Source organism: Pseudomonas sp. LBUM1646, assembly GCF_059716165.1.
In genome coordinates this window covers 2,206,806-2,231,799 of the sequence record NZ_CP166810.1, presented here as the reverse complement: position 1 = coordinate 2,231,799, position 24,994 = coordinate 2,206,806, and the positions used below count along the sequence as shown (strand labels likewise).

Annotated in this window: 25 protein-coding genes; 9 read left to right on the top strand and 16 right to left on the bottom strand. The window is 58.6% G+C overall.

Annotated features, from left to right (window positions below; translation table 11 throughout):
- Positions 1–15: 15 nt before the first annotated feature.
- The 8 genes from ACA071_RS09965 to ACA071_RS09930 all read right to left on the bottom strand — a co-directional run bounded on the left by ACA071_RS09965 (position 16) and on the right by ACA071_RS09930 (position 9,737).
- Positions 16–1,203, bottom strand: coding sequence for an SGNH/GDSL hydrolase family protein (locus tag ACA071_RS09965; RefSeq protein ID WP_497644152.1), 1,188 nt, complete (start codon positions 1,201–1,203; stop codon positions 16–18).
- 230 nt (positions 1,204–1,433) lie between these two features.
- The gene (locus tag ACA071_RS09960; RefSeq protein WP_497644151.1) at positions 1,434–2,465 is read right to left on the bottom strand and encodes an acyltransferase family protein; all 1,032 of its coding nucleotides are present in this window, start codon (positions 2,463–2,465) and stop codon (positions 1,434–1,436) included.
- A 12-nt stretch (positions 2,466–2,477) separates the two neighbouring features.
- Positions 2,478–3,575: a hypothetical protein gene (locus tag ACA071_RS09955; RefSeq protein ID WP_497644150.1), complete on the bottom strand. Its 1,098-nt coding sequence runs from the start codon at positions 3,573–3,575 to the stop codon at positions 2,478–2,480.
- Positions 3,572–4,792, bottom strand: a complete 1,221-nt coding sequence (locus tag ACA071_RS09950) for an MATE family efflux transporter (RefSeq protein ID WP_497644149.1) — start codon at positions 4,790–4,792, stop codon at positions 3,572–3,574. Before ACA071_RS09950 ends, ACA071_RS09955 begins: the two co-directional genes overlap by 4 nt.
- Positions 4,789–5,901, bottom strand: a complete 1,113-nt coding sequence (locus ACA071_RS09945) for a polysaccharide pyruvyl transferase family protein (RefSeq protein WP_497644148.1) — start codon at positions 5,899–5,901, stop codon at positions 4,789–4,791. Before ACA071_RS09945 ends, ACA071_RS09950 begins: the two co-directional genes overlap by 4 nt.
- A gap of 14 nt (positions 5,902–5,915) precedes the next feature.
- Positions 5,916–6,998 carry a glycosyltransferase gene (locus ACA071_RS09940; RefSeq protein WP_497644147.1) on the bottom strand — a complete coding sequence of 361 codons (1,083 nt, stop codon included), beginning with the start codon at positions 6,996–6,998 and terminating at the stop codon, positions 5,916–5,918.
- Positions 6,999–7,037: 39 nt separating this feature from the next.
- Positions 7,038–9,257, bottom strand: coding sequence for a polysaccharide biosynthesis tyrosine autokinase (locus ACA071_RS09935; protein WP_497644146.1), 2,220 nt, complete (start codon positions 9,255–9,257; stop codon positions 7,038–7,040).
- A 39-nt stretch (positions 9,258–9,296) separates the two neighbouring features.
- Positions 9,297–9,737 (bottom strand): low molecular weight protein-tyrosine-phosphatase, encoded by a 441-nt coding sequence (locus tag ACA071_RS09930; protein ID WP_497644145.1) that lies wholly within the window; start codon positions 9,735–9,737, stop codon positions 9,297–9,299.
- A 298-nt stretch (positions 9,738–10,035) separates the two neighbouring features.
- Here ACA071_RS09930 and ACA071_RS09925 point away from each other — a divergent pair, with 298 nt between their 5' ends.
- Together ACA071_RS09925 and tal are read left to right on the top strand one after the other, a co-directional pair.
- Positions 10,036–11,001 carry a glycosyl hydrolase family 5 gene (locus ACA071_RS09925; protein WP_497644144.1) on the top strand — a complete coding sequence of 322 codons (966 nt, stop codon included), beginning with the start codon at positions 10,036–10,038 and terminating at the stop codon, positions 10,999–11,001.
- A gap of 245 nt (positions 11,002–11,246) precedes the next feature.
- On the top strand, positions 11,247–12,173 hold the full coding sequence (gene tal, locus ACA071_RS09920; RefSeq protein ID WP_169370732.1) for a transaldolase: 927 nt from the start codon (positions 11,247–11,249) through the stop codon (positions 12,171–12,173).
- 152 nt (positions 12,174–12,325) lie between these two features.
- On the opposite strand, the gene rssC is transcribed toward tal, so the two are convergent.
- Together rssC and rssB are read right to left on the bottom strand one after the other, a co-directional pair.
- Positions 12,326–12,808, bottom strand: a complete 483-nt coding sequence (gene rssC, locus ACA071_RS09915) for an anti-sigma factor antagonist RssC (RefSeq protein ID WP_123403442.1) — start codon at positions 12,806–12,808, stop codon at positions 12,326–12,328.
- Positions 12,808–13,989: a two-component system response regulator RssB gene (gene rssB, locus ACA071_RS09910; protein WP_123512298.1), complete on the bottom strand. Its 1,182-nt coding sequence runs from the start codon at positions 13,987–13,989 to the stop codon at positions 12,808–12,810. Before rssB ends, rssC begins: the two co-directional genes overlap by 1 nt.
- A 276-nt stretch (positions 13,990–14,265) precedes the next feature.
- Here rssB and ACA071_RS09905 point away from each other — a divergent pair, with 276 nt between their 5' ends.
- Positions 14,266–14,565: a PilZ domain-containing protein gene (locus ACA071_RS09905; protein ID WP_497644143.1), complete on the top strand. Its 300-nt coding sequence runs from the start codon at positions 14,266–14,268 to the stop codon at positions 14,563–14,565.
- Positions 14,566–14,626: 61 nt separating this feature from the next.
- Here the strand turns inward: ACA071_RS09905 and ACA071_RS09900 are convergent, their stop codons facing one another.
- Positions 14,627–15,316, bottom strand: a complete 690-nt coding sequence (locus ACA071_RS09900; RefSeq protein ID WP_169370735.1) for an MlaA family lipoprotein — start codon at positions 15,314–15,316, stop codon at positions 14,627–14,629.
- Between the two features lie 199 nt (positions 15,317–15,515).
- On the opposite strand from ACA071_RS09900, the gene pcrP reads away from it, so the two are divergent.
- Together pcrP and ACA071_RS09890 are read left to right on the top strand one after the other, a co-directional pair.
- Positions 15,516–16,136 carry an HAD superfamily inactivated hydrolase PcrP gene (gene pcrP, locus ACA071_RS09895; RefSeq protein WP_497644142.1) on the top strand — a complete coding sequence of 207 codons (621 nt, stop codon included), beginning with the start codon at positions 15,516–15,518 and terminating at the stop codon, positions 16,134–16,136.
- A gap of 125 nt (positions 16,137–16,261) precedes the next feature.
- A complete protein-coding gene (locus ACA071_RS09890) occupies positions 16,262–16,525 on the top strand; it encodes a DUF4404 family protein (protein WP_497644141.1) in 264 nt (87 codons plus the stop codon).
- An 80-nt stretch (positions 16,526–16,605) separates the two neighbouring features.
- Here ACA071_RS09890 and queF read toward each other — a convergent pair whose 3' ends face one another.
- Together queF and copI are read right to left on the bottom strand one after the other, a co-directional pair.
- Positions 16,606–17,436, bottom strand: coding sequence for an NADPH-dependent 7-cyano-7-deazaguanine reductase QueF (queF, locus tag ACA071_RS09885; protein ID WP_497644140.1), 831 nt, complete (start codon positions 17,434–17,436; stop codon positions 16,606–16,608).
- A 61-nt stretch (positions 17,437–17,497) separates the two neighbouring features.
- On the bottom strand, positions 17,498–18,019 hold the full coding sequence (copI, locus tag ACA071_RS09880; RefSeq protein ID WP_497644139.1) for a copper-resistant cuproprotein CopI: 522 nt from the start codon (positions 18,017–18,019) through the stop codon (positions 17,498–17,500).
- A 155-nt stretch (positions 18,020–18,174) separates the two neighbouring features.
- Between copI and ACA071_RS09875 the strand changes: the two genes are divergently transcribed.
- Entirely contained in the window at positions 18,175–18,855 is a 681-nt protein-coding gene (locus ACA071_RS09875) for a heavy metal response regulator transcription factor (protein WP_497644138.1), read from the top strand.
- Positions 18,855–20,201, top strand: a complete 1,347-nt coding sequence (locus tag ACA071_RS09870; protein WP_497644137.1) for a heavy metal sensor histidine kinase — start codon at positions 18,855–18,857, stop codon at positions 20,199–20,201. Before ACA071_RS09875 ends, ACA071_RS09870 begins: the two co-directional genes overlap by 1 nt.
- A gap of 118 nt (positions 20,202–20,319) precedes the next feature.
- On the opposite strand, the gene ACA071_RS09865 is transcribed toward ACA071_RS09870, so the two are convergent.
- From ACA071_RS09865 to ACA071_RS09855, 3 genes are all read right to left on the bottom strand, one after another.
- Entirely contained in the window at positions 20,320–21,564 is a 1,245-nt protein-coding gene (locus ACA071_RS09865) for a lipoprotein-releasing ABC transporter permease subunit (RefSeq protein WP_497644136.1), read from the bottom strand.
- 64 nt (positions 21,565–21,628) lie between these two features.
- Positions 21,629–22,312, bottom strand: coding sequence for a lipoprotein-releasing ABC transporter ATP-binding protein LolD (gene lolD / locus ACA071_RS09860; RefSeq protein ID WP_166655989.1), 684 nt, complete (start codon positions 22,310–22,312; stop codon positions 21,629–21,631).
- A gap of 7 nt (positions 22,313–22,319) precedes the next feature.
- Positions 22,320–23,570: a lipoprotein-releasing ABC transporter permease subunit gene (locus tag ACA071_RS09855; protein WP_497644135.1), complete on the bottom strand. Its 1,251-nt coding sequence runs from the start codon at positions 23,568–23,570 to the stop codon at positions 22,320–22,322.
- Positions 23,571–23,664: 94 nt separating this feature from the next.
- On the opposite strand from ACA071_RS09855, the gene ACA071_RS09850 reads away from it, so the two are divergent.
- Together ACA071_RS09850 and ACA071_RS09845 are read left to right on the top strand one after the other, a co-directional pair.
- Complete coding sequence (locus tag ACA071_RS09850; protein WP_169370745.1) at positions 23,665–24,246, top strand: PilZ domain-containing protein; 582 nt, start codon at positions 23,665–23,667, stop codon at positions 24,244–24,246.
- 13 nt (positions 24,247–24,259) lie between these two features.
- Positions 24,260–24,982, top strand: a complete 723-nt coding sequence (locus tag ACA071_RS09845) for a glycerophosphodiester phosphodiesterase (protein ID WP_497644134.1) — start codon at positions 24,260–24,262, stop codon at positions 24,980–24,982.
- Positions 24,983–24,994 lie beyond the last annotated feature (12 nt).

Genomic DNA, 24,994 nt, shown 5'->3' with positions numbered 1-24,994 from the left:
GTTGCTCGGCAGCTGCTACAAAGAGCCTGTTTCGCCGGAGATTTTCGGTCGCTCCGCACCACAAGTGTCCTGTGGCGAAACCGCCTTGTGGCCACCAACGATCAACCGATAAAGATAGCCCGTAATCACCCGACCTCCCGCCCCTGGGATAGGGTGAATTTTGTCCGGCCCAATCATCGGGGCAGGTCCGCCCAGGGCATAGCGTTTGAAGTCAGCGCCGAACGCGCACTGCATATCGGCGTATCCAAGGTGTTCGCTGCGCGCCCAGGGTTCCAGGACCTGCGCGTAAGCCGACATCGGATAGGCACTCGAACGTGTGGTGTCCTGGCGCAGGATCAGGTTGATGCTCGCCGCCGGGTGAATCTCGCGCACCATCCGCACCAGGCCTTGGATGTTCTCCAGATACTTCTCGGGTTTCACGCCAAACCCTTGGTCGTTGCCGCCCAGCATGATCAGGTAAATGTCCGCAGGAATCTTCGCCACCACCGCTTTCCACTGTGTCTGCCACTGGACATCGCTGTGATAAAAATCCGCAGAAGCCGCGCCGGACGCCGCGAGCTTGGACACCCGGACGCCACCCTGATGATTGCTCAGCCACAGGCCGAACAGGGTGGGTGCGCCTTTGACCACCTCCAGTCGGAACGCCCACTCGGCCGTATCGGGCGTGCCGGGCAACTGGATTTCCTGGGCACCTGAACCACCGATCTGCAATGAATGCCAAGTGTCGGATGCCGTCCAGCGATAGCGCACCTCGCTGGATTTTCCGTCGCCCAGATAAAGCAATTTCGCCAGGGCAACGGACGTGTCAACGGTAGGTGTCGAGCTGGCATCGATCTCCAGATAAGCACCGGGCCGACCCGTGACAGTGCGACTGTCCGGGCTGGCCTGGCCAAGACCGGACACGTCCCAATCACCGCCGAAGTACTTTTCGCTGCTGCGGGTGTATTTGTAATGGGTGCCGCCGAGCGCTGCGCCGTGGTTGAAGCCGACATAGCCTGGCCCGGCGAAACCCGCCTCGTGGGTCAGCCGCTGAACCAGCTTATTCAGGTAAAAATCCTGGCCGGCGCTGTAGCTGTCACCGATCACCGAGATGGCCAGGACCTTCCCCGCCTTGCCTTCGCGCCATTGCGCAAACCGTTCGCGAGCGTCACCGACTTCGACCACCGAAGCCACTGCGGGACGCACTTCATCAACTGCAAACATGCGTCATTTCCTTCATCAAAACGATCATCAGGATTGCCACGGCTACCAGCTAGCGCCGGCCACTCTTTGTAGCAGCTGCCGAGCACCGCGAGGCTGCGTTCGACGGCGAAGCCGTCGTGAAATCAGACCGTGCGGTGTTTCAGGAAGACCGCGTGCTCAGGTTTTGCGACGGCTTCGCCGCCGAACGCAGCCTCGCGTTGCTCGACAGCTGCTACGGGTCGCGTTGTGGCTTAGCTGACTGGGATTACGGCGACTGGCGGCGTTTTGCGTGTCGCTCGCTCCCCCAGAAACAGCACAGAGGTGATGCTGAACCGGCTGAAAATATTCGCCAACACCACCGGCCCCAGCAAACCACAGGTCACGCCGCTGAGCACCAGAACGCTGTCATCGCTAACCCCCAGACGCCCGAGCACGGATCGCGAAGTGGCAGCAAACAACACATGAAACAGGAAAATCGCGTAGGAATAACCACCGAGCCAGATCAGCCACCGCGCCTGCAGGTTACTCGACAGCAGTGCCACGCAAGACACACAACCTACCAGCAAACCGACCAGGCTCCGACGATCAACGATCAACCCGCGATCCACCGTCGCCACATACAGCAGCACCAGCGAGATCACCACGAACACCAACGGCCCGATTACCCTGAACGTTTGCCGGATCTCGCTGACCTTTTCATGGCCAATCATCCCCAGCACAAAAAACGGCAGCAGATAAACCGCACCATTGATACCGAACGCATCGACCGCAAACGGCGGCAGCAAAAACACCCCCGCCGCAAACGCCAGCAACAGGTACTGGCGTGTCATTGTCTGCAACAGCCCACGCCATTCGAGCAGGCCGACAAACATAAAGATGATGAACACTGCCTGCAAAAACCAGAAGTGGTTGATCGGCACATAGAACGACAACAGCGCATCGATCACGCCAACGTCCTTGTTCACCCCAGGCCCGATCGCCTGTAGTACCGAGAACGGCACCCCCACGCAAAACAACGGCACGATCAGCCGCCGGACTTTGCCGACAAAGTAGGCGGAGAAGTCATTGCCCCTGATTTTGTAGATGGAATAGATGTAGCCCGAGATAAAGGTGAACAGCGGCATGCGCACGTACACCATCGAGTCGGCGATTACCCGAAAAGGTGAACCCAGGTCGATTTTCAAACCTCCGCCCAAAGGTCCGATCACGTGGTAAAGCACCAGTAGCAAACAGGCCAGGCCGCGCAGGGTTTCGATCTCCAGCGACTTCTTCTTGCTCGACATAAAACACAAACCTCAGCTCAGGATTCTTGTTTCAACCAACTCAGGTTTCTTGGCGCGCAGCTGCAAACCCAGGCCCATGAAAAGCACCGGCACCACCATGGAAAAATGCCGGGCGAAGGAACCGAAGTCCGGTTCGAACAGGCCCTGCACCAGCAGAAAAGACAGGGGAATGGCGATCAGTTCTTTGACTTTGGTGTCGATGCGCACGCCCTTGTAGTCGCTCGAGGTGATCATTTTGAACATCAGCAAAGACGTCATCATCATCAACACCACAAAGATGATCTGGCCCAGACCGGAGAGCAGGATCAGCTCCACGGGGAACGACAGGCGGAAAAAAATGCTCATCGAGTCCAGTGCTTGCGACACGAAGTCACCGCCGCTGATCCACGATACGATCAGCGACTTCGAGCCCTCCTCGCCCGCCGTGCGCAGCTCATTATTGCTTGCGCGAATCGACGACACCGAATAGCCGACCACCAGTTGAATCGCCGTGGCGATGGCCAGGTAGAACAGGAACAGCATCAGGAAGAAGGTCAATCTAGACACGTACTTCTTCATCACACAGACGCCGAACCAGGCCAGGGAAAACAAGATCCAGTAAGGCCGGATCAGCACGCCGTAAATCACCGCCGAGCAGAAAAATCCCCCGCGATACTTTCTGGAAAACGAGAACAGCAGAATCGAAATCATCGCCACCGAGACAATGATTTCCTTGGTCAGGTTTTCGAGGAAAAACGAGCGGACCACGCCCCACAAACACAGGGTGAAAAATATCGTCAGCGGCATGCGCCGGAACATAAACACCGGGACCGCCGTCAGGAACAGATTACACGCCATCCCGTAGGCCCAGGCATTGGTCAGGTTGATGCCGGTGGGTCGCAGCAGGTACGCCGAGCATTCGTAGGAAGAGCGGTCTGGCGAGAAGGGATTCCAGAAATTGCAGTTGTCAGCGCGGGCGTAGGAGGACCACAACGTCATGGCATCGGGGCCCGGGTCGCGGTGCATCAGCAGCGGCATGGCCACCGATAGGAACAGGCCGCTGAACAGAATCAGGAACGAGATCGACGCGTCGAGTCGTCTGCCGCGAAACTCGATGGAAGGCAGCTTCACGCGGTCACCTTCGCTCGGGCAAACCGGGTCAACAAAGCGATGACGCCAAGCTGCACGGTGATCGAAAAGACATTCCCCCAGGCCGCACCATAAATCGAATGGTGCTTGATCAACAGGTAACTGACCGGCAGCGAAACCAGCAGGCAGATGGCCGCGCTGACAAGTGACACCCGGCTGTTTTTCGAGGCGATCAAACCACCCCAGACGATGTCGCCAACGGCGCGCAGGGCGAAGGAAAAAATCAGCACGCCGAGGATGTTGTTATCCGGGCGCGGCACCGACGTTGCGACGTAGTCGAGCACGACGTTGAAGAATAGAAAAATCATCACCGCCACGCCGCCTGACAGCACCAGCGCCCGCATCACCCACTTGTTCAGGAACAACTGCCGCACGGTCAGCGCCTGCTGGTCGTTCTGATAGCGCTTGGCGAGCACTGGGATGCCCACTACTGCGACCACGGCGTAGGACAGCGCTTGCAAGGTGTTGGCCGCCGACCAAGCGTAAACGTACTTGCCCAGGCTGGCGTAGGGCTCGAGATCGATAATCAGGAAGCGCTCGGCGTACTGACTCAACGCAATCAGGCCCGTGCCCAGGTAAAACGGCAGTCCGGCTTTCCACACCGATGCCGTGGTCAGGGCAGCGGTCACCCGGCCCCGGTGAACGTTCACCACAATCAGGTAACCGGCAACGATCACCAACACGTTGGCCGCCACCCACAACCACAACACGCTGGCGATATCGGACACCCAGCCGAGCATCATCCCGCCCAACGCCAACAGCGCCCAAAGGCCGGTTTTGATAAAGAACAGCAGCGCGCCCCACGTGGCTTTCTGCGCGGAAAACACAAAGGAGTTGATTTCGAACGACAGGTGTTCGGTGAGCAACAGCAGCGCCACACAAACGATCAGCGTGACACTCGCCTCGATCCCCTGAAACAGCGAATACACCGTGACCGTCGCCAGCGACAGCACGATGCCCACCCCGAGGTACAACAGCAAAACCCGATCGACAACCCAGCGCGAACTGCGACCAACGCTGATCAGCCGATTGATTTCGGAACTGAACCCGACGCTGTAGAACTTCGACGCAATCAACGACGCGGCCACCACCACGCCGTAAAAGCCCAGCGCGTCATAGCCCAGGTAATGGGTGATGGCCAACACCAGCAAGAACTTCGCGCCTAAAGCTCCGCCCCGGAGCAATAGCCGAAATATCATCGAACGATACCCTTGATGATCCCGTCCATGACCAGGGTCTTGGCTTCGATTTCCCGGCAGGTGTCCGTCAACTGTTGGCCAAACCGGGACAAGGCGTTCGGTGCATAAACTGTGTTGATGATGGTGTCGACATTGATGTCCCCGCCATTGATCACCCAGTCTTCCACGCCCATGTCCTGATAGGCGCCAAAGCCCTTGCGCTCATAGCTGATATGGAACGCCGGGACGCCCGCCAGCAGCGATTCGATGGCGCCATGCAGGCGCACGGAAATCACCAGGTCCGGCTGATGCTTGGCCAGGGTCGCCTTCAATGGCAGCAAATCTTCGGTGATACCCAGCTCGCGATAGAACGCGCCGTCATCGTTGCCGCGCACCGCGCTTTGCACCGCACAGACCACTTTGCTCTTGTTCTTCAAGCGCTGTAGCAGCAGTTTCAAGTTGGCCACGTAACCGGCTTTCTTTTCCTTGCTCCATGCCGGCGGTTTGCGCAGCACTACGCAGACCACCGCCGGAGTTGCCGCGCAACGGGTGAACTTGGGCTGCAGGAGAATCTTGCTGGCCAAGGCCTGCACCGCCAAGTCAGGCGCGCGGTAGACATTTTCATGAGTGCCGAAAATCTCCGACGACCTGTTGTCCCGGACAAACACCGCGTCGGCCTGGGCGTAATGCTCGACGATCTTGCTGCCCTCACCGTGGAAAGGACCGATGCTTTGCGGCAGGTACACCGACGGTACTTTGCTCAGGATCGCCGTTTCCAGTTGCTTGGCGTGCCCCAGTTTCAACTTGATGTGTTCAAAGGCGCTTTTGGAGCGCATGTAGCCGCCGCCGACGCCGACGATCAAGTCCGTTGTTTTCAACAGGTCCGCAAGGCCGGCGTAGGACTGGTCAAGGAACAGCGCTTGCTTGACCCGCCCCAAACCCTTGGCCGCCATGACCGGCGCGTCATAGCGCTTGTAGGGCAAGTAGCTGAATGATTTCGGGTCCGAGGCCACGACGTTGATCGAGGTGTCGGCGCCAAAGTTTCGCAGCACCAGGGCGATGGCCAGATCCACGAGCAGGCCATCACCGGAGTTGGAGGCGCTGTAGCCATGCAAAATAGTTACGTTCATGTGCTGATATCTACTTAATAGGAGGGAGCGGAATACACGTCATAGGTCTGCTTGATCATCAACGTGGCACTGAACCGCTCGCGGACCTTCTGGCGACCTTGAGCGCCGAGCGCCAGCAAGGCGGGCTTCTGGATTTTCACCAGCAACTTGGTCAATGCCTGGTGATCACCAACAGGGAAAACGTAGCCAGTCACACCGTGGGTGACCAACTCGGGCAAGGACGTGCAGTCACTGGCAATCACTGGCAGCCCCATGGCCATACCTTCCAGCGGCACCATGGCAAAGCCTTCCCAGCGACTTGGAACAATCAGCGCATCCGCCGCGTGATACAGCGCATTCACTTCAGCCGGCGTCACCCACGGCACGTATTCGACCGCGTCCATCACCGGGCAATCGACGGTATCCTCGTTGACCGCACTGCCCACCACCGTCAGCTTCAGATCAGTGCGTTGGACGCCGGCAAACGCCTTGAGCAAGACGTCGAAACCCTTCTGATAGTCGAGCCGCCCCACAAACAGCAGATGGATCGGCGCCTGATCAGGGGTCTTCGGCTCATCATTTTTGTGAGGAATACCGTTGTAGATCAACGTCATACGACGGCGATCAATGCCAAACCGCGCGGCTTTATCCAGTTCGTACTGGCTAACGCAAATGATCGTATCCGTGACTTTCTGCAAGAGCCGCTCAATCAGCGAATAGACTTTCTGCTTGGCCGGCGAACTCTCCATCAGAAACGAAAAGGCATGCGGGCAGTAGATGATCCTGGGCGAACGCCACGGTCGCAGGAGCAGGCACACACAACGGCCAATGACCCCGGAAAAGGTGCTGTGCAAATGCACCACATCGGGTTTTTCCTTGAAAATCACCCGAGCCAGTTGCCAGGCGAAGCGCAGCAGCGAGCGCACATCGCGCTTGGTCCGGTCGAAGGTTCTGATCTGTTGCTCATCAATGCCGACCAGCTCTTTTTTCTGATCGAGCGGGATCAAATACACCAGCTCATAGTTCGCAACCTCGCCCTCAGGTGGAACCGATATCGTGCGGATAACGGTCGCCACGCCGCCTTTAATCGTTTCGGCCACATGCAGTATTTTTTTCACAATTCACCCATTTCCATGCAGGTAATGACCATCGCCGAATCAAGCTTTGTCGGACGCATACTCGTAGCTGTAATTGCCGTATCCACCGTTGCCGTAGTAGCTCGCTGCACGCTTTTCGACGCCATTGAACACAGCGCCTTTCAACTGGATGCCGTTCTGGGCAAATCGACGGATCGTCAGTTCGATCTCTTTGGCGGGGTTCACCCCGAAGCGGGTGACGATCAGGCTGATCGCGGCTTCACGCCCGACGATCGCGGCGTCGGTCACGGCCAGTAGCGGTGGCGTATCGATGATCACCACGTCATACAGGTCGCTGAGTTGTGCCAGCAGCTCACGGAAGTTCGCGTGCATCAACAGCTCGGACGGATTGGGCGGGACCTGTCCACGGCTGATGAAGTGCAGGTTATCGATCTCGGTTTGATGGAGGCCCTGCTCAAGGCTGCAGCGCTTGACCAACAGGTCCGACAGGCCATTGGTGATCGGCGTGTTGAGCGTCTTGTGCAAATGCCCTTTGCGCATGTCGGCATCGATCAGCACAACCCTTTGCCCGCTTTGCGCCATGACCGCCGCGAGGTTGGAAGAGACGAAGGTTTTGCCAACCTGCGGGCTCGGGCCGGAAATCATGATGCGGTTGTTGGTCGAGTCCAGGCCGGCAAAGTGCAGGCAGGTGCGCAAGCTACGGATCGACTCGATAGACAGGTCGGTCGGGTTACGCATTGCCAACAGAAAAGACTGGCGACGCGACTCGTCACTCAAGCGCAGTTTTTTGCTGTCCTCTTCCTGTTGCAGCGCGCTGTACGGAATCGACGCATACACCGGCAAACCGAGTTGCTCGATGGCCTCCGGCCCCTCCAATCCTCGACTCAGGGATTTGCGCACCAGCACCAGGGCGACGCCGCCAAACGCCCCAAGGAAAGTCGCAATCAGCACGATCAGGGCCTTGCGCGGTTTGACCGGGGTGGTCTTGTCGACATCCGCGGCGTCGATCAGCCGCGCATTGCCCACCGCCCCGGCCCTGACGATGTCCAGTTCCTGGGATTTGTTCAGCAACTGCGTGTAGATCTGCGACGCCACTTCCACGTCGCGGGTCAGGTTCAGCAGCTCCTGTTGCGTGGCGGGCAGATCCTGAACCTTGCTCTCCAGACTCTTCTGTTGCCGGGTCAATTCGCCGATCTGCGTCATCAAGGCGCGATACACCGGATGCTGCTTGGTGAACTTGCGATCAAGGTCCGCCTGTTGCAGCTTCAACTCGGAAATGCGCGTGTCCAGGCCGACAATCTGTTCCAGCACCGATTGGGTTTCGAGGGAAATGTTGACGGTCTTGCCACGGGTTTGATAACCGTTGAGCGCATTGCTGGCCTTGATCAGGTCGTTCTTGACCTGCGGCAACTGGGCTTGCAGGAAATCCAGGCTTTGCGCCGCTTCCGCCGAGGTGCGCTCGACGTTTTGCTGCACATATAACGTGGCGACTTTATTAAGAATCTTCACCGCCTGGGCGTGGTCAGAGCTGGCCAGGGCCAGGCGGATGATGCCCGACTCCTTGCCTTGCTCGGACACATCCAGGTCATCCTGATAATCCAGGATGGTGACGATTCTTGGACTGCGCACCACTTCGAAACGAGTGCCGGGATTGGCCGCCAGATTGGCGATCCGGCCCTCGACGCCGTTTTGCGCAAACGCTTCGCCGACGACGCCGTCCACCCGCAGGTTATCGTTGTCATCGAACAGCTGGAATCGATGCTCCTCGGCGGCCACCAGCGTCAGTTTCTTGCCCAACAGCTCTTCCGGCAGGTTGAGCCGTGCGATCTCCAGGCGTTCACCGCCCCAGGCGTAGCTGTTCAGGCCAAAACGCGGTGCGGCTACACCGTCGCCCTTGTAACGTCGGGCCAGAAAACTGCCAATGACCGGGAAGGTGTTGGGCGTGACGTCGATATCCAGGTGCAAATCATCGACGGCTTTGCCGATCACTGCACGAGACTTGATGATGCCAATCTCGGTCACCGACGGCGATTGTCCAGTGAGCATGCTGTTGAGATCGGAAAAACCGAGCATGTCGTTCTTTTTCGGTTCGACCTGTACCACGGCGTTCGCCAGATACACCGGCGTCGCCAAAATCGCATAGGCAACGCCGGTCAGCATAAATGCACCGGTGAGCGCGCCGATCAACCATTTCTGATCAATTAAACTGCCGAATATACCGAGAAGATCAATATCATCTCGCTCGTTGTCCCGGGTGCCAACTACTGACGGTAACTGCATAAGTTCGTTCTTACCATTTACTGATCTGAAAATTATTCATCAATGCCCGAGGCGCTGCGCCCATGAGCAAACAGCATCTTCAATCAATGCATGGGCATGAATAAAAGCTGCTTTTCCTTGACGATACGGGTCTTGTATTTCTCGCTCACCCTGCCACTTCCCGAGAAGAAACACTTTGCCCCTGGCGTGCGACGCAATCTTCAGCACTTGTTTTAAATGCTCTTTTTCCATGACCAGAATCAGGTCTGATTCATTAACGATATCCGGGGTAATTTGCCGCGCTTTAAACGCCTCGGCACTATGCCCGCCGTCTTCCAGAACCTGGCGTGCCGCAGGCTCCATGGCCTCGCCAACCCTGGCGGACAGGCCCGCAGAGGTCACGGCAATGGTTGAGGACGCCAGCGCGTTGCGCAGCAGCATTTCTGCTGTAGGACTTCGACAGATATTGCCTACGCAGACGACAAGGATATTTCTGAACAAGGCAATGCTTCCCGTGTAATGTCGAATCAACCAATGCGTAGTGGGGATATGAGTGAACTCACGGGTTCATTCCGTACTCAAAAACGGATCAGCCCTGTCAATACAAGCGTATTAAGTACCACGACACCTAAAAACCACCCAACCAGAATAAACGGACCAAAAATAACGATGACTTTCTAACAATCGTTACCCGACAGAAAATAACATTCGAGCACTTCGCAACCTCTTGATCATCTAACTAATAACATCGAAAACTAATGGCCAATGTTATTTCCAGCCCGACGTGAGGACACCCGACATGAATGCGATACCTTTCAAACGCCTTGCCGCTTCGACTCTGCTAATGCTCAGTAGCGCCAGTCAGGTTCACGCCAGCGAACTGTTCCCCGCCCTGCCCGCTAACAAGACCATCGGTGTCCAGGTCAAGATCCAGAATTTCACCTCCGTCGATGCCGGGCGGATCAAAGCGGCGGGATTCGGGTTCGTGCGTTTTGGCGTATGGACAGACAGCCTGGATGGCTCGGCCTATCAACAACAGATCAGCGATGCGTTCGCCGCCGCCAAGTCCGCCGGATTGCCAGTACTGTTGACCGTTCGCGCAACCGAGGCGCTGACGGACACGCCCGGCAACGCCCGCGAGCTGGTGGCCGCGGGAGAACTCTTCGCCAAATCGGTGTTGGCTCTGGAACAGTCCTACCGCACACAGCTGGTAGCCATTGAAATATGGAATGAGCCGGACCTGGAAAAGTATTGGCCGACCGGCCAATTCGAGACGACCTTTGTGCCGTTCATGAGCGCGGTGTGCCATTCCCTGGGGCAGAAAGCGCAACCGACGCCCTTGCTCGGCTTTGGCTTCGCGAAAGCGCCGAGCGCGGGTTCCGCGTCCACGGTGGCGTTGAACAGGATTGTCAGTGACTACCCCAAATGCCTCAGCGCGATTTCCTATCACCCCTATGGCCTTTCCGGTGCCCAGATCAGCAATGCCCAGGCATTCATTCAGCAGAACTTCCAATTACCGGGGGTTATCAGCGAATGGGGCGCGCCGTCGCTCAGTACCAACGGCGGGGTCGACGGGCAAGCCAGCAAAGTCAGCACGTTCATCGCCGATGTGAAAAAACTGAAGATCCCGCTGACTTCCCTTTATGAATGGAAGAACAGTGATTCGGGCGGGAATGATCGGGAGAGGAATTTTGGCCTGCAGACGTCTGATGGGCAGCCGAAACCGGCCGAAATAGCCGTCAGGGCATTGCTCAATCCGCAGTAGGATGGACGCGTTGTGTGCCCAGGCCAGTCAACCGTTCAGGAGCGAGGGCCGGTCACGGGAGCGTTAACGGTCAGTTGCTTTGAACCTGTGCCCCGATTTGGCATCGTATTTACCGACACCGCGCCCCGCCAATCAAACACCCGTTTTCAGGATGTTGCCATTGGGGCCATCGATACGCACACCCGCCCTTGAGTGGCTGTCAGCGCTCGGGTAATGTCAACAGACCCATAGGACAGAGCACACCCATGACTTCCAAGCTGGAACAACTCAAACAAATCACTACCGTTGTTGCCGACACCGGCGACTTCGAAGCAATCGCTCGCGTTAAACCCGTGGACGCTACCACCAACCCTTCCCTGCTGCTCAAAGCGGCGGCCATTCCCGGTTATGCCGAGTTGCTGAACGCCTGCGTTCACGACTGCAAGGGCGATGTGGGCCTGGCCAGCGACCGTTTTGGCGTCGCGGTAGGGCAAGAAATCCTGAAAGTGGTCCCTGGCCGTATTTCCACCGAAGTGGATGCGCGTCTGTCGTTCGACACTGACGCCGTATTGAAGCGCGCGCACCGTCTGATCGAACTGTACGACAAGGCCGGCATTGGCCGTGACCGCGTGCTGATCAAGATCGCCTCCACTTGGGAAGGCATCCGCGCTGCCGAGATTCTGGAAAAAGAAGGCATTCAGACCAATCTGACGCTGCTGTTCTCCTTTGCACAGGCCGCTGCTTGCGCCGACGCCGGGGTGTTCCTGATTTCGCCGTTCGTGGGCCGCATCTACGACTGGTACAAGAAGGCCAACGGCAACGACTACACCGGCGCGGATGATCCGGGCGTGCAGTCGGTGACGCGCATCTACAACTACTACAAGGCCAATGACTACAAAACCGTAGTGATGGGCGCGAGCTTCCGTAACCTGAATCAGATTGAGCAGTTGGCCGGTTGTGATCGCCTGACCATCAGCCCGGATCTGCTGGAGAAACTGGCGGCGGACAACGGCAAGCTGGAGCGTAAACTGGCGCCTGGGCATGCTGGGGAAGCGCGTTTGAACCTGAACGAAGCGCAGTTCCGTTGGTTGTCCAACGAAGATGCGATGGCGACCGAGAAACTGGCTGAAGGTATTCGTCAGTTTGCTCGGGATCAAGAGAAGCTTGAGGCGCTGCTGCAAGCCAAGCTGTGATCTAGTTCAGCGCAATGCAAAAAGGGCGAACCCAGGTGGGTTCGCCCTTTTTTGTATTTGCTGAGAGTGGGACTGGGCTGGCTTCGCGCTGACGGATAGGGAGGTCATGCGGACGCCTTCGCGGGCAAGTCCGGGCTCCACAGTCTTTGGAATCAGTGGCGCTCTAAAGCATTCACCAGATCATGAAACGCTTCACGATTGGAGTCGTTCAGGCCCATGAGGATCTTGTGTGCTTCAAGCACTTTGATCCGCACGATTTCTTCGGACTGATCCTGGTCTGGCAGGTCGGTCAGGCATTCAGGGCACGGGATCGGGCGGTCAACGATGTTGAACACTTGCTCGAAGCCCATGGACTGCAGCAGACGGGTGATGTCTTCGTGGGTGGTGACGACGGTCGGCAGCAGGCCGACCTTCTGCCGCGACAGGATCGACAGTTTGGCCAGCAGGCCCAACGTGGTGCTGTCGATGCTGCGGGTTTCGGTCAGGTCGATCACGATTGCGTTGAAGTTCAACGCCGTGAAGATCCGCTCAATAGTCGCATCCAACGCCGAACACAGGGTCAGGCGAACTTCACCGACGAACTTGAGGACGAAGGTGCCGTCCTGCTCGGCGAACTGGATTCTACCGGTACTCATTAAAGATTCCTGCTCAACACCAACAGGGCGATATCATCCGGCATCTCCCCTAGCGTGGCCAATCCAAAAACCTGCCGCAGCCCATCCAGGGTGCCGCCCGCAGCCTTGACCCGTTGGGGCAACGCCGCTTCTTTCTCTTTGAGTGTCGGTTCTGGCAAAAGGTCCAGAATGCCATCAGACATCAGCGTCAGGCTGAACGTCGGTGGCAACTCCATCACGTGGTCTTCATAGGTGGCTTCATTGAAGAGGCCGACCGGCAGACCACGCCCTTCCAGATAACGAACACTGTCTGGCGTGTACAACACAGGCAACGGCAGATGACCGCCGATGCTATAGGTCAACAAACCTGTCTCCTCGTCGATGACACCACCGACCATTGTGACGTGTTTACCCAGCTTACAACTGATCAGGCCTCGGTTGATATGACCAAGTACCTCTGAAGGCTTGAATTCCGGCAACGTGCCATTGCGCTTGGATTCGAACAGCAAGCGCGTGGTCATGAACTTCAGCAGCACGGTGACGAAAGCTGAAGAGGCGCCATGCCCGGAAACGTCCGCCAGGTAGAAGGCTACCCGACGCTCATCGACCCGAAAGTAGTCGACGAAATCACCCGACAGGTACAGCGACGGGATGATCTGGTGCGCAAACTGGAACTCGTCGATGGTCCAGGGGCTGACCGGCAGCATGTTCATCTGCACCTGGCGACCGGCGTTCTGGTCTTCCTGGAGCAGGTTCAGGCTGGCTTCGAGTTCGCGGTTGGCCTTTTCGAGCTTGTCGCGGTAGCGCTGGTTTTCCAGCAGCAGGCGCGCACGATCCAGGGCCCGGCGCACGGAGTGCTCGAGCACGGCCAGATCTTCGAGAGGCTTGATCAGGTAGTCCGCCGCGCCCAGGCGCAGGGCCTCGACCGCATCGTTCATCACGCCGGCACCCGACACCACGATAACCGGGGTTTGCGGCGACAGCTCGGTGACCTGGCGAATGAGTTCGAGTCCGCCCATCTGCGGCATGCGCAGGTCGCAGATGACCAAGTCGGGCTTGTCTTGCTCGAATACCTGAAGACCCTGCTGGCCATTGCTGGCCTGCAGGACACTGAAACCACTGTCTTCCAAATAGGCGGCGAGGCTCGCGCGCACTACTTCGTCATCATCGATTATCAGCAGCGTGGCACTGGTTTTTGGCATGTGGGCAAACGGCGCCAGAATTAGGTTGGCGTAGCAGGCAGGGGTTTTGTCCCGGCTCACACTACTGGATTCGCTTTCTAGCCTCTCTGCTGCACTGTTTTCGAGCGTTTGCCCTACACACAGGTCCACCAGAGGTGCCCTTCTAAGGCGCAGACGGTACTCCCATCCGCGGGGCGTTTCAAGCTCACGCCGATGGTCGCTTGACGTCTTTACTTGTCAAATCACCGGGAGTTATAAGAACAGGCAAAACCGTAACCCAATGGAAGGATGAAGCCCATGAGCCAAACCGATCGGGACTACAGCGAAAAGCGCGATTTCATCCGCATGCGAGTCGATGCCGATGTGTCACTGATTCACGAGGGCGATGAGGTGCCAGCCGTCTGCATCGACCTTTCCAGCAGTGGCATGCAGGTGGAGGCGCCGCGTTTGTTCAAGGTCGGGGACCGGCTCAGCGTGCGGATCGATTCCGATCACGCGGCCCTCAAAGGGCTGGAGGCCGACACTGAAGTGGTGTGGGTGAAGGCCCAGGACGGCGATAATCAGAAACTCGGGCTTACAATCCTGAAGATGAAATAAACGGGATCCAGAACCAAAAAAGGCGGCCCAATGGCCGCCTTCTTCGTTTTACCGCGCTGAATCAGAAATCGTCTTCGACTTGACCGTCCTTGACCTTGAATTCGCGGTTTTGCAAGTACGCATTGCGGATGAAGATGTACTTGTCACCATTGATCAGCTTCTCGGCCGACAGCAGGCTGGCGCGGGTATCGACGATGTTCAGGCCGAAGATCGAGTTACGTACTGGCACGTCGTTGATGTACCGGTACGGGCCGGTGTAGCCGTCGACGAACTTGGACGGCGCATCCCGCAGGGTGCTTGGGCCGAGCAACGGCAGCATCACATACGGACCGCTGCCGACGCCCCAGTAGCCGAGGGTCTGGCCGAAGTCTTCGTCGCTGCGTTGCAGGCCCATTTTGGTCCCGACATCGAAGAAACCCAGCAAACCGAAGGTGGTGTTGAAAATGAGGCGCGCGGTGTCAACGCCCGCAGCGGCCGGCTTGGCCTGCAGGACGTTGTTGGCCAGGTTGGTGACATCCCCGACGTTGCGGAACATGTTGTGAATGCCGTCTTCCAGGAACTGCGGCGTCACGAACTCATAGCCTTGGGCAATAGGCTTCAGCGCATAGGTATCGACAAAATCGTTGAACTGATAAATCGGGCGGTTGACGCTTTCCCAAGGATCATCTTCCGAAGCTGCCTGAGCAACAAACGGAACCAGCAACACGCTGGCACACATACATAGCTGAGCGAGTTGATTGCTCCAGCGCATAGAAAACTCCTTGGATTGTACTGGCGCGGGCGCGCGGCCCAAGCGTAAAGGCGGCTAGTATAAGACGGAAAGTCAGGTTTAGGCAGCACCCTAACAGTCGGCCTGCCGACGATGCGAAACGACTGTGAGCGATTCACATCAATGTCACTCAACTGTCACCGTCTTCCCATAGCCTTGTCGCTATTTCAGGGACGCTGATATGCCGCATGCCGAAGCCTTGCCCGACGCCGCGCCAAACCTGACCGCCGTGCTGTTCGGCCTCAGTGGTTGCCTGGTGGATTTCGGTGCTCGCACGGGCCAGCCCGGCCCGCCCAACGCAGAACACGCTGAAGCCACCCCCGGCGCTCTGGACAGCCTGCGCAGTTTGCAGCGCCAGCAGATTCCCTGCGCCTGGCTCGACGAACTCCCCCCTGCCCTCAGCCACACACTGGCCGCGGGCCTGCCGACGTGGATCAAACCTTCGCAACATCCAGCAACAATCAATCCATGGCCGGCCCCGAACGCCTGCTGGCAAGCCTTGATGGCGTTAAATGTCGAGCATCTGGACGGCTGCGTGCTGGTCAGCGGCGAGCCGCGATTGCTGCAGGCCGGACTGAATGCCGGGTTATGGACCATTGGCCTGGCGTCCTGCGGTTCGCTGTGCGGCCTGGCGCCGAGCGAATGGCAAGCATTGGGCCAGAAAGACCGCGAACACCTGCGCGGTAAGGCCACCATGCAACTGTTTGGCTTGGGGGTGCATTCGGTGATCGATCACCTCGGGGAGCTCGATACCTGCCTGGCGGACATCAGCTTGCGTCGGCTCAAGGGCGAAAAGCCCTGATCGCCGCCTCACACCTATGAATGCATGCAGCCTGCCCGAGAGTGGATTAATCTAAAGGTCAGCCATAGACCTTTGGCGTGCTGCTGCGGTCTATGCCAGTGCCTATCGATAAAAGGAAGAACGCCATGCCTGCCCGCGAACTGCAAGAACAGCTCAATACTCTGCGCGAGCAATTGGAACAGAATCCGCCGCTATCCGAAGCCGAGCGCGCCGATCTGCACGCGCTGATGGAACAGATCGAACTTGAGCTTGAACTCGAAACCAAAACCCAGGATTCCAGCCTTGCCGACGGCGTGAACCTGGCCGTCGAACGCTTCGAACTCGAACACCCCGCCATTGCCGGTACGTTGCGCAACATCGTGCAAACGCTGGGCAATATCGGGATCTGAACCCGCCAAAAGCAAAAAAGCCCTGCTAGTGATAGCAGGGCTTTTTGTTTTTTTAGCACCGAAATCAAAAGATCTTGATCTTATTGGCGGACCAGACGGTGGTTCGGCAATTGCACTTCTTCAGTACTGCGATACGGATTGATATCCAACCCGCCACGACGCACATACCGCGCATACACCGTCAATTTCTCCGGTTTCAACAACCGCTGCAGATCGAGAAAGATCCGCTCCACACACTGTTCATGAAAGTCCGAGTGCTGACGGAAGCTCACGATATATTCCAGCAAACTCGCGTGCTCCAGCGCTGCGCCACGGTATTCCACCGCCACGCTGCCCCAGTCCGGCTGGCTGGTGACTGGGCAATTGGATTTGAGCAAATGGCTATGCACGCTCTCCTCGACAATGCGCGAGTCATCGCAACGCAGCAGTTCCGGACGCGGATGCTCGTAATTGCTGACGCTGATGTCCAGGTCATCGATACACACGCCCGGCAACGCCACAACGCCTTCTGCCTCGACGTCCTTCAGACTGCGAATCCGCACGCCGACCGGTTTACCGGCTGCGGCCGACAGGTCTTTCACCAGCGTGGCTTCGAGGCTTGCGGTGTCGGCAAACGGCGTCTGATTCAGGGAATTGAGGTACAGCTTGAACGACTTGGATTCGATGATGTTCGGCGAATCCGCCGGAATGCTGAATTCACCGATCGCCACCACCGGCTTGCCGGACGGCAATAGCCACGACAGCTCGAAGCAGTTCCAGAAGTCCACGCCTTTATACGGCAGGGTGTCCGCTGTCAGCCCCAGCTCCGCCCATTTCGCGGTGCGCGGGATCGGGAACAGCAAGGACGGCGTGTAGGTGGCGATGTATTCGCTGGATTTGCCCAGCGGCGAATGTTCGGCTGCGGGATGCATGGCGGAAACCTGACTGAAGAATCAGCGGATTCTACCAGCCTTTGCGCCCGCCTTTGAGTGCTTACTGACTGACTGTCAGTTTGCCGACCATGCCCGCCTGATAGTGGCCCGGAATGTTGCAGGCAAACTCCAGGCTGGTGGCCTTGGTGAAGGTCCAGGTCAGCTCAGCGGTTTTACCCGACGGCACCAGCACGCTATTCGGGTCGTCGTGCTTCATGCCGTGATCCATGCCGGCCATGGAGCCGTGGTCCATTTCTTTCATCGCTGTAGGCGTCAGCATCCCACTTTGCTGCATCTTCAACATTTCCTGCTGGTGCGCGGCATGCATCGCCGCGTCGCCGAGGTTGAATTCGTGCAGCAACTGGCCTTTATTCACCAGCACAAAGCGAATCGTCTCACCGGCCTTGATATCGATCGCCTTCGGATCGAACGACATATCGCCCATCACCACTTCCACGCTGCGGCCGGCCTTGGCCGCCGGGGCTGGTTGACCGAAATCGTAGGTCTGCGCAGGCGAGGCCCATACCGGCGAACTCAACGCCAGCAAACACGCGGCCAGCACCAGGGGATTGCGCAAAAACATAGTCGTACTCCAACAAGATAAGGTTCAGCCTGTGGAAAACTCTAAACTGACACGCCTGCCCTCAACCTGACAGGCAGATTACAACTTTGTCAGGTTGGTCTGCATCGCAGCCACCCACGGTATAAAGCGCTCGTTCCACCTAAACAGAGTGACCCATGAAACTGCTGATCGTCGAAGACCAGGCCAAAACCGGCCACTACCTGCGCCAAGGCCTGACCGAGGCCGGTTTCAACACCGAACTGGTGGCCGACGGCAGCACCGGCCAGCAGCTGGCGCTGACCGGCGATTACGCCTTGTTGATCCTCGACGTGATGTTGCCCGGTCGCGATGGCTGGCAGATTCTGCAAGCAGTGCGCGGTGCCGGCCTCGATACGCCGGTATTGTTTCTGACAGCCCGAGACGCGGTGGAGGACAGGGTTCACGGCCTGGAACTCGGCGCCGACGACTATCTGGTCAAGCCGTTCGCGTTTTCCGAACTGCTGGCCCGGGTTCGCAGCCTGCTGCGTCGCGGCAGCGCCACACCTCAGGAAACCAACCTGCAACTGGCCGACTTGCGCCTGGACCTGATCCGCCGCCGGGTCGAACGCAGCGGTCAGCGCGTCGACCTGACCGCCAAGGAATTCGCCCTGCTGGAAATGCTCCTGCGCCGGCAAGGTGAAGTCCTGCCCAAGTCGCTGATCGCCTCCCAGGTGTGGGACATGAATTTCGACAGTGACACCAATGTCATCGAAGTAGCAATCCGGCGTCTGCGCCTGAAGATCGACGACGACTTCCCCAACAAACTGATCCACACCGTGCGCGGTATGGGTTATGTCCTCGAAGAGCGCGACACCTGATGCGCCGACTGTCCTTGAGCAATCGCCTGGCCCTGTTGTTCGCAGCTTGCACCGCGGTGGTGTCGTTGTTTGCCGGGGTGCTGTTCAGCCGCGCCAGCGAAGCGCACTTCATTGAGCTCGATCAGCAGTTGCTGGACGGCAAGTTGATCGGTTTGCGTCGGGCGCTGCACGACATTCAATCCAGTGAAAGCGAAATCAAACTGCAAGACGAACTGAGCCGACAGGCTGATTTATCACTGCGCATTACTGGCAGCGATGGCCAACGCTGGTACGACAGCTCTATTCGATTGCCCAAGGAGCTCCCGCAAACAGTGGGTTTATCGACCCTGAGCAGCGATGGCACCGACTATCGTGTGCTCAACGCCCCGCTGTTCCTCGACACACCCGATTCGCCGCAACTGACGCTGCTGCTGGACATCACTCATCACCAGCACTTCCTGCAACGCATGCAGCACCTGATCTGGCTGACGGTTGGCCTCTCGGCCCTGGCCACTGCCCTGCTCGGGGCCTGGGCGGCGCGTAGCGGTTTGCGTCCGTTGCGGCGCATGAGCGCGGTGGCCAGTGGGGTTTCGGCGCAATCGCTCAATGCACGGCTGCCAGAGGAGAACATGCCGCCGGAGCTTGCGGAAATGGCCCACAACTTCAACGCCATGCTCGGACGGCTCGACGACTCTTTTCAACGACTCTCAGCCTTCTCCGCCGACATCGCCCATGAACTGCGCACGCCACTGTCGAACCTGCTGACCCACACCCAAGTCACCCTCACCCGCCCGCGCCCCATTGAGGATTACCGCGAAGCGCTGCACAGCAACCTCGAAGAACTGCAATGGATGGCGCAACTGGTCAACGACATGTTGTACCTGGCCAAGGCCGACCACGGATTGCTGATGCCCAAGCGTGAACCGCTGCAATTGGCGGAGGAAGTGGATCTGTTGCTGGAATTCTTCGCGCCGCTGGCCGAGGACGCGCAGGTGAAGCTGAGCCGTGACGGCACGGCGCAGATGGAGGGCGACCGCAGCATGTTGCGCCGGGCGCTTTCCAATCTGCTGGACAATGCGTTGCGGTTTACCCCGGTTGAGGGTCAGGTTCGGGTGCGGATTGTCGAGCAGCCCAAAGGTTTGAGCCTGACGGTTGAAAACAGCGGAGACGGGATTGATGAGGCGTTGCTGCCGCGCTTGTTCGACCGATTCTATAGGGCAGATCCGGCGCGCCAGGAAGGGAGTAGTGAGCATGCGGGGTTGGGTTTGGCGATCACCCAGTCGATCATCCGTGCCCATGGTGGGCAGATTCGTTGCGAATCAGGTCAAGGATGGACGCGGTTTGTGATCGAGTTACCCCGAATCTGATCGTTCCCACGCTCTGCGTGGGAATGCAGCCCGTGACGCTCTGCGTCACATCCAAAGCCGAACGCGGAGCATCCGTTGAGGCATTCCCACGCAGAGCGAGGGAATGATCGTGGGTGGTTTACGAATACCGCAACGCGTGAGCCGGCTCGATCTTCGCCGCACGCCATGCCGGATATACCGTCGCCAAAAAGCTCAAGATGAACCCCGCCGAGCAGATCAACAACACATCCCCGCCCTGCAATTCCGAAGGCAAGTTGCTGACGAAATACACATCCGAACTGAAGATGTGCTGCCCGCTGACGCGCTCCAGCCAACCCACCAGTTCACTGACGTTCAACGCCGCAATCACCCCCAGCACGCCGCCGATCAAGGTGCCGACAATGCCGATCACCGTGCCCTGCACCATGAAGATCGCCATGATCTGCCGTGGCGTGGCGCCGATGGTGCGCAGGATCGCGATGTCCGCGCCCTTGTCGTTCACCACCATGATCAGGGTTGCAATGATGTTGAACGCCGCCACTGCGACGATCATCAGCAGCAACAGGCCGATCATGGTTTTTTCCATTTTCATCGCACTGAACAGGCTGCCCTGGGTGTGGGTCCAGTCGTCAGCCTTGTAAGCAGCACCCAGTCCGGCGGCGATGTCATTCGACACTTTGGGCGCCGCGTACAAATCCTTCACCGCCAGACGCACACTCTGCACCTGGTTCGGCTGCCAGTGCTGCATCTGCGCGGCATCGGCCATGTGGATCAACGCCATCGAACCATCAAGTTCGGCGCCAACCTTGAACACGCCAACCACGTTCAGCCGCTGCATGCGCGGGGTGATGCCGCCCGGTGCGGTGCTGACTTCCGGCACGATCAGGGTGAGTTTGTCGCCGACGTTCAAGCGGAAGCGCCGCGCCGTGATCTCGCCGACCACCACGCCGAACTCGCCGGGCTTCAAGGCATCAAGACGACCCTGGACGATGTGCTGGGCAACGATGGAAACCTTGCCTTCTTGCGCCGGGTCGATGCCGCTGATCTGGATTGGCTGCATCGCGCCCTTATAAGAGAGCATGCCTTCCATTTCGGTGAACGGCACGGCGGCAGTCACTTCGGGATTTTTCATCGCCGCGGCGGCCACTGGCTGCCAATCGTCGATCGGGTTCACACCGACGATGGTCGCGTGGGGCACCATGCCGAGGATGCGCGAGCTCATTTCGCGCTGGAAGCCGTTCATCACCGAGAGCACCACGATCATCGCCAGCACGCCCAGGGCGAGGCCGATCATCGAGGTCATCGAGATGAAAGAAACAAAGCGATTGCGGCGCTTCGCGCGGGTATAGCGCGCGCCGATAAAGATCGATAACGGTCTGAACATTCGCTGGGCACCGTATTAAATAAAAGACCCGGCGGACTTTTCAGTCACGCCGGGTTTCGGTCAATCAGATGGGCGTCAGGCAACCTTCCTGCAAATGCAGGACGCGATCCATCTGGCGAGCCAGGTTCATGTCGTGAGTCACCACCAGGAACGCCGTGCGCATCGAGGTGCTGAGTTCCAGCATCAAATCCTGAATGCCTTGCGCGGTGTGGGAGTCGAGGTTGCCGGTCGGCTCGTCGAGCATCACCAGCCCCGGGTTGTTCACCAGGGCGCGGGCGATGGCCACACGCTGACGTTCGCCACCGGACAGTTCCGACGGCTTGTGCTGCAGGCGATGCCCCAGCCCTACCCGCTCCAACAACGCAGTGGCACGCTGACGCGCTTCCGGGATCGCGGTCTTGCCGATCAGCAGCGGCATGCAGACGTTTTCCAGGGCGGTGAATTCCGGCAGCAAATGGTGGAACTGGTACACGAACCCGAGGGAACGGTTACGCAGCAGGCCACGATTCTTCTCGCTCAGTGCCGAGAGTTCCTCGCCGTCGAGCCAGACGCTGCCCTTGGTTGGCGTGTCGAGACCGCCCAGCAGGTTGAGCAAGGTACTTTTACCCGAACCCGAAGTGCCGACAATCGCCACGCGCTCACCCGGATGCAGTTCCAGTTGCAGACCGGCCAAAACCTCTACCGACTCCGGGCCTTCCTCGTAGGATTTGCCCAGGTTGCGGCAGCTCAAGATTGCTTTTTCACTCATGCCCGACTCACTCATAACGTAGCGCCTCCGCAGGCTGGGTGCGCGCGGCACGCCAGGCTGGATACAGGGTGGCGAGGAAACTCAGTACCAACGCGGCGGCGCAGACCATCAACACGTCCTGGCTCTGCACTTGCGATGGCAGGTAATCAATGAAATACACGTCGGCGTTGAGGAATTTATGCCCGATCAAGCCTTCGAGGGCCGAGATCGCGGCACTGACGTTCAGCGCGGCGAAGATCCCGACCACGGCGCCGATCAGCGTCCCGACCACACCAATGACCGTGCCCTGGACCATGAAGATCGCCATGATCGACCCCGGCGTGGCGCCAAGGGTGCGCAGAATCGCGATATCGCCCTTCTTGTCATTCACCACCATCACCAGCGTGGAAATGATGTTGAAGGCCGCAACGGCAACGATCAGCAACAACAGCAGGCCGATCATGGCTTTTTCCATGCGGATCGCCTGATACAGATTGCCGTGGGTGCGGGTCCAGTCACGGGCGTAGTAGTGGTCTTCGCCGAGTTGTTGGGCCAGGGTCCAGGCCACGCGTGGCGCCTGGAACAGGTCGTCGAATTTCAGGCGGATGCCCTGGACCTGATCCGGTTTCCAGCGATGCAGCCTGGCCAGGTCCTGCAGATTGGTCACGCCCAGGTAGCCATCCAGCTCACCGGCGCCGACATGGAAGATGCCAACCACGGTAAAGCGTTTCATGCGCGGGAACATCCCGGCCGGGGTCACGGTGACTTCCGGTGCGACGAAGGTCAGCTTGTCGCCGATGGCCGCGCCGAGTTTGGCCGCCGCCTTGTCGCCGATAACGATGCCGAAGCTGCCGGGGGCCAGGTCGTCGAGCTTGCCCTGCTGCATGAAGTTATCAATGATCGAGACCTGGCGCTCCAGCGCCGGGTCGATGCCATTGAGCAGCACCTTGGAGACCTTGCCGTTGTTGGTCAGCAGCCCCTGCATCTGGGTGAACGGCGCAACGGCCGTCACCTGCGGATTCTGCTTGACCTTGGTGGCCAGGCCTTGCCAGTCGTTGATCGGTTCACCGGACTCGATGGTCGCGTGGGGCACCATGCCCAGCACGCGGGTGCGCATCTCATGATCGAAGCCGTTCATGACCGACAGCACGACGATCATCACGACCACGCCGAGGGCGAGCCCGATCATCGATGTCAGGGAAATGAACGACACAAAATGATTGCGACGCTTTGCACGGGTATAACGCGTGCCAATAAATACGAAGAGAGGTCTGAACATGTCGGGGCTTGTTCGGAGGGAAAAGGAACGTCCTTGTGGCGGGGGTCGATAACCAGCTTTACACTCAGACCACCGCCGCTACCATGGGTTCGCCATGTCGACATTAGATGAAGAAGATCGCCGCGAATACTACCGTATCGAGGACGCGATCGCACTGGAAATTCGGCCCCTGTCCGCTCCCGAAGCCGCAGGCCAGGAAGTGTTGCAGGATGCTTCCCCACTCTTCAACTTGCTCAGCGAACTGCACCTGAGCGAATTCGAATCGCAACACCTGTTGCGCCAGATCAGTGAGCGCGACCGGGCGATTGCTGCATTCTTGAAATCCCAGAACAAACGCATCGACCTGCTCAGCCAGGTGGTTGCCCTGACCGTGCTCGGGCAGATCGGCGAACCGCAACCGGTGATCATTTCCGAAGGCGGCATCGACTTTCAGTACCCGACCCCCATTGCTGTCGGCGCGCACCTTTCGGTAAAACTGGTGCTGATGCCGCAAGCGCTGGGCCTGTTGCTGCGGGCCAGGGTCACCCATTGCGATCGCAAGGGCGACGGCTACGATGTCGGCACCGAGTTCGAGTACCCGACTGATGCCCAGCGCCAATTGCTCGCCCGCTACATCTTGCAAAAGCAGGCCCAGGAACGACGCCTGGCCCGCGAACAAAACGAATCAGGCATTTAATTAAGGAAGAACCGTGACCCTTATCTACGGCCATCGCGGCGCCAAAGGCGAAGCACCGGAAAACACCCTGACCAGTTTTCAGGAATGTCTCAAGCACGGCGTGCGCCGCTGCGAACTGGACCTGCACCTGTCCATGGACGGCGAGCTGATGGTCATCCACGACCCGACGCTCAAGCGCACCACTGACCGCCGCGGCAAAGTGGTCGAGCACAGCGCACAGGATCTGGTGACCTACGACGCACGCAAGGGCGGCCCGGGCTGGATCAAGCCGTGCCCGATTCCAACGCTGGAAGAGCTGTTCGAGAAATGCGATTTCGAGCACTGGCAACTGGAAGTCAAAAGCGCTTCACGCACGCGCGCCGCGACCACGGTGCTGGCGATTCGGGAAATGGCGGTGCGTCACGGCCTGCTCGACAAGGTAACCATCACCTCAAGTTCGCGCGAAGTGTTAAAAGCCGCGCTGGACCTGGTGCCGGACGTGTCGCGCGGATTAGTCGCCGAATACGCCTGGCTCGACCCGTTGAAAGTCGCGCAAAGCTATGGCTGTGAGATTCTGGCGCTGAACTGGACCCTGTGTACGCCGGAACGCCTGCAGAAGGCGCAGCGTCAGGGGTTGCATGTGTCGGTATGGACAGTCAACGAGCCCGCGCTAATGCGCAGACTCGCCGACTTCGGCGTTGACAGCCTGATTACAGACTTTCCCGGTTTGGCCACTGCCACCCTCGAGAATTGCTGAAATCGGTCTCCC

Coding starts and splice junctions, on each gene's coding strand:
- ACA071_RS09875 (WP_497644138.1), top strand. CDS start 18,175: ATGAAACTGCTGATCGTCGAAGACCAGGCCAAAACCGGCCACTACCTG.
- ACA071_RS09960 (WP_497644151.1), bottom strand. CDS start 2,465: ATGTCGAGCAAGAAGAAGTCGCTGGAGATCGAAACCCTGCGCGGCCTG.
- ACA071_RS09905 (WP_497644143.1), top strand. CDS start 14,266: ATGAGCCAAACCGATCGGGACTACAGCGAAAAGCGCGATTTCATCCGC.
- ACA071_RS09855 (WP_497644135.1), bottom strand. CDS start 23,570: ATGTTCAGACCTCTCTTCGTATTTATTGGCACGCGTTATACCCGTGCA.
- ACA071_RS09900 (WP_169370735.1), bottom strand. CDS start 15,316: ATGCGCTGGAGCAATCAACTCGCTCAGCTATGTATGTGTGCCAGCGTG.
- tal (WP_169370732.1), top strand. CDS start 11,247: ATGACTTCCAAGCTGGAACAACTCAAACAAATCACTACCGTTGTTGCC.
- ACA071_RS09965 (WP_497644152.1), bottom strand. CDS start 1,203: ATGTTTGCAGTTGATGAAGTGCGTCCCGCAGTGGCTTCGGTGGTCGAA.
- ACA071_RS09945 (WP_497644148.1), bottom strand. CDS start 5,901: ATGAACGTAACTATTTTGCATGGCTACAGCGCCTCCAACTCCGGTGAT.
- ACA071_RS09890 (WP_497644141.1), top strand. CDS start 16,262: ATGCCTGCCCGCGAACTGCAAGAACAGCTCAATACTCTGCGCGAGCAA.
- ACA071_RS09870 (WP_497644137.1), top strand. CDS start 18,855: ATGCGCCGACTGTCCTTGAGCAATCGCCTGGCCCTGTTGTTCGCAGCT.
- ACA071_RS09925 (WP_497644144.1), top strand. CDS start 10,036: ATGAATGCGATACCTTTCAAACGCCTTGCCGCTTCGACTCTGCTAATG.
- ACA071_RS09935 (WP_497644146.1), bottom strand. CDS start 9,257: ATGCAGTTACCGTCAGTAGTTGGCACCCGGGACAACGAGCGAGATGAT.
- rssB (WP_123512298.1), bottom strand. CDS start 13,989: ATGCCAAAAACCAGTGCCACGCTGCTGATAATCGATGATGACGAAGTA.
- ACA071_RS09865 (WP_497644136.1), bottom strand. CDS start 21,564: ATGTTCAGACCGTTATCGATCTTTATCGGCGCGCGCTATACCCGCGCG.
- ACA071_RS09850 (WP_169370745.1), top strand. CDS start 23,665: ATGTCGACATTAGATGAAGAAGATCGCCGCGAATACTACCGTATCGAG.
- ACA071_RS09950 (WP_497644149.1), bottom strand. CDS start 4,792: ATGATATTTCGGCTATTGCTCCGGGGCGGAGCTTTAGGCGCGAAGTTC.
- copI (WP_497644139.1), bottom strand. CDS start 18,019: ATGTTTTTGCGCAATCCCCTGGTGCTGGCCGCGTGTTTGCTGGCGTTG.
- queF (WP_497644140.1), bottom strand. CDS start 17,436: ATGCATCCCGCAGCCGAACATTCGCCGCTGGGCAAATCCAGCGAATAC.
- pcrP (WP_497644142.1), top strand. CDS start 15,516: ATGCCGCATGCCGAAGCCTTGCCCGACGCCGCGCCAAACCTGACCGCC.
- rssC (WP_123403442.1), bottom strand. CDS start 12,808: ATGAGTACCGGTAGAATCCAGTTCGCCGAGCAGGACGGCACCTTCGTC.
- lolD (WP_166655989.1), bottom strand. CDS start 22,312: ATGAGTGAAAAAGCAATCTTGAGCTGCCGCAACCTGGGCAAATCCTAC.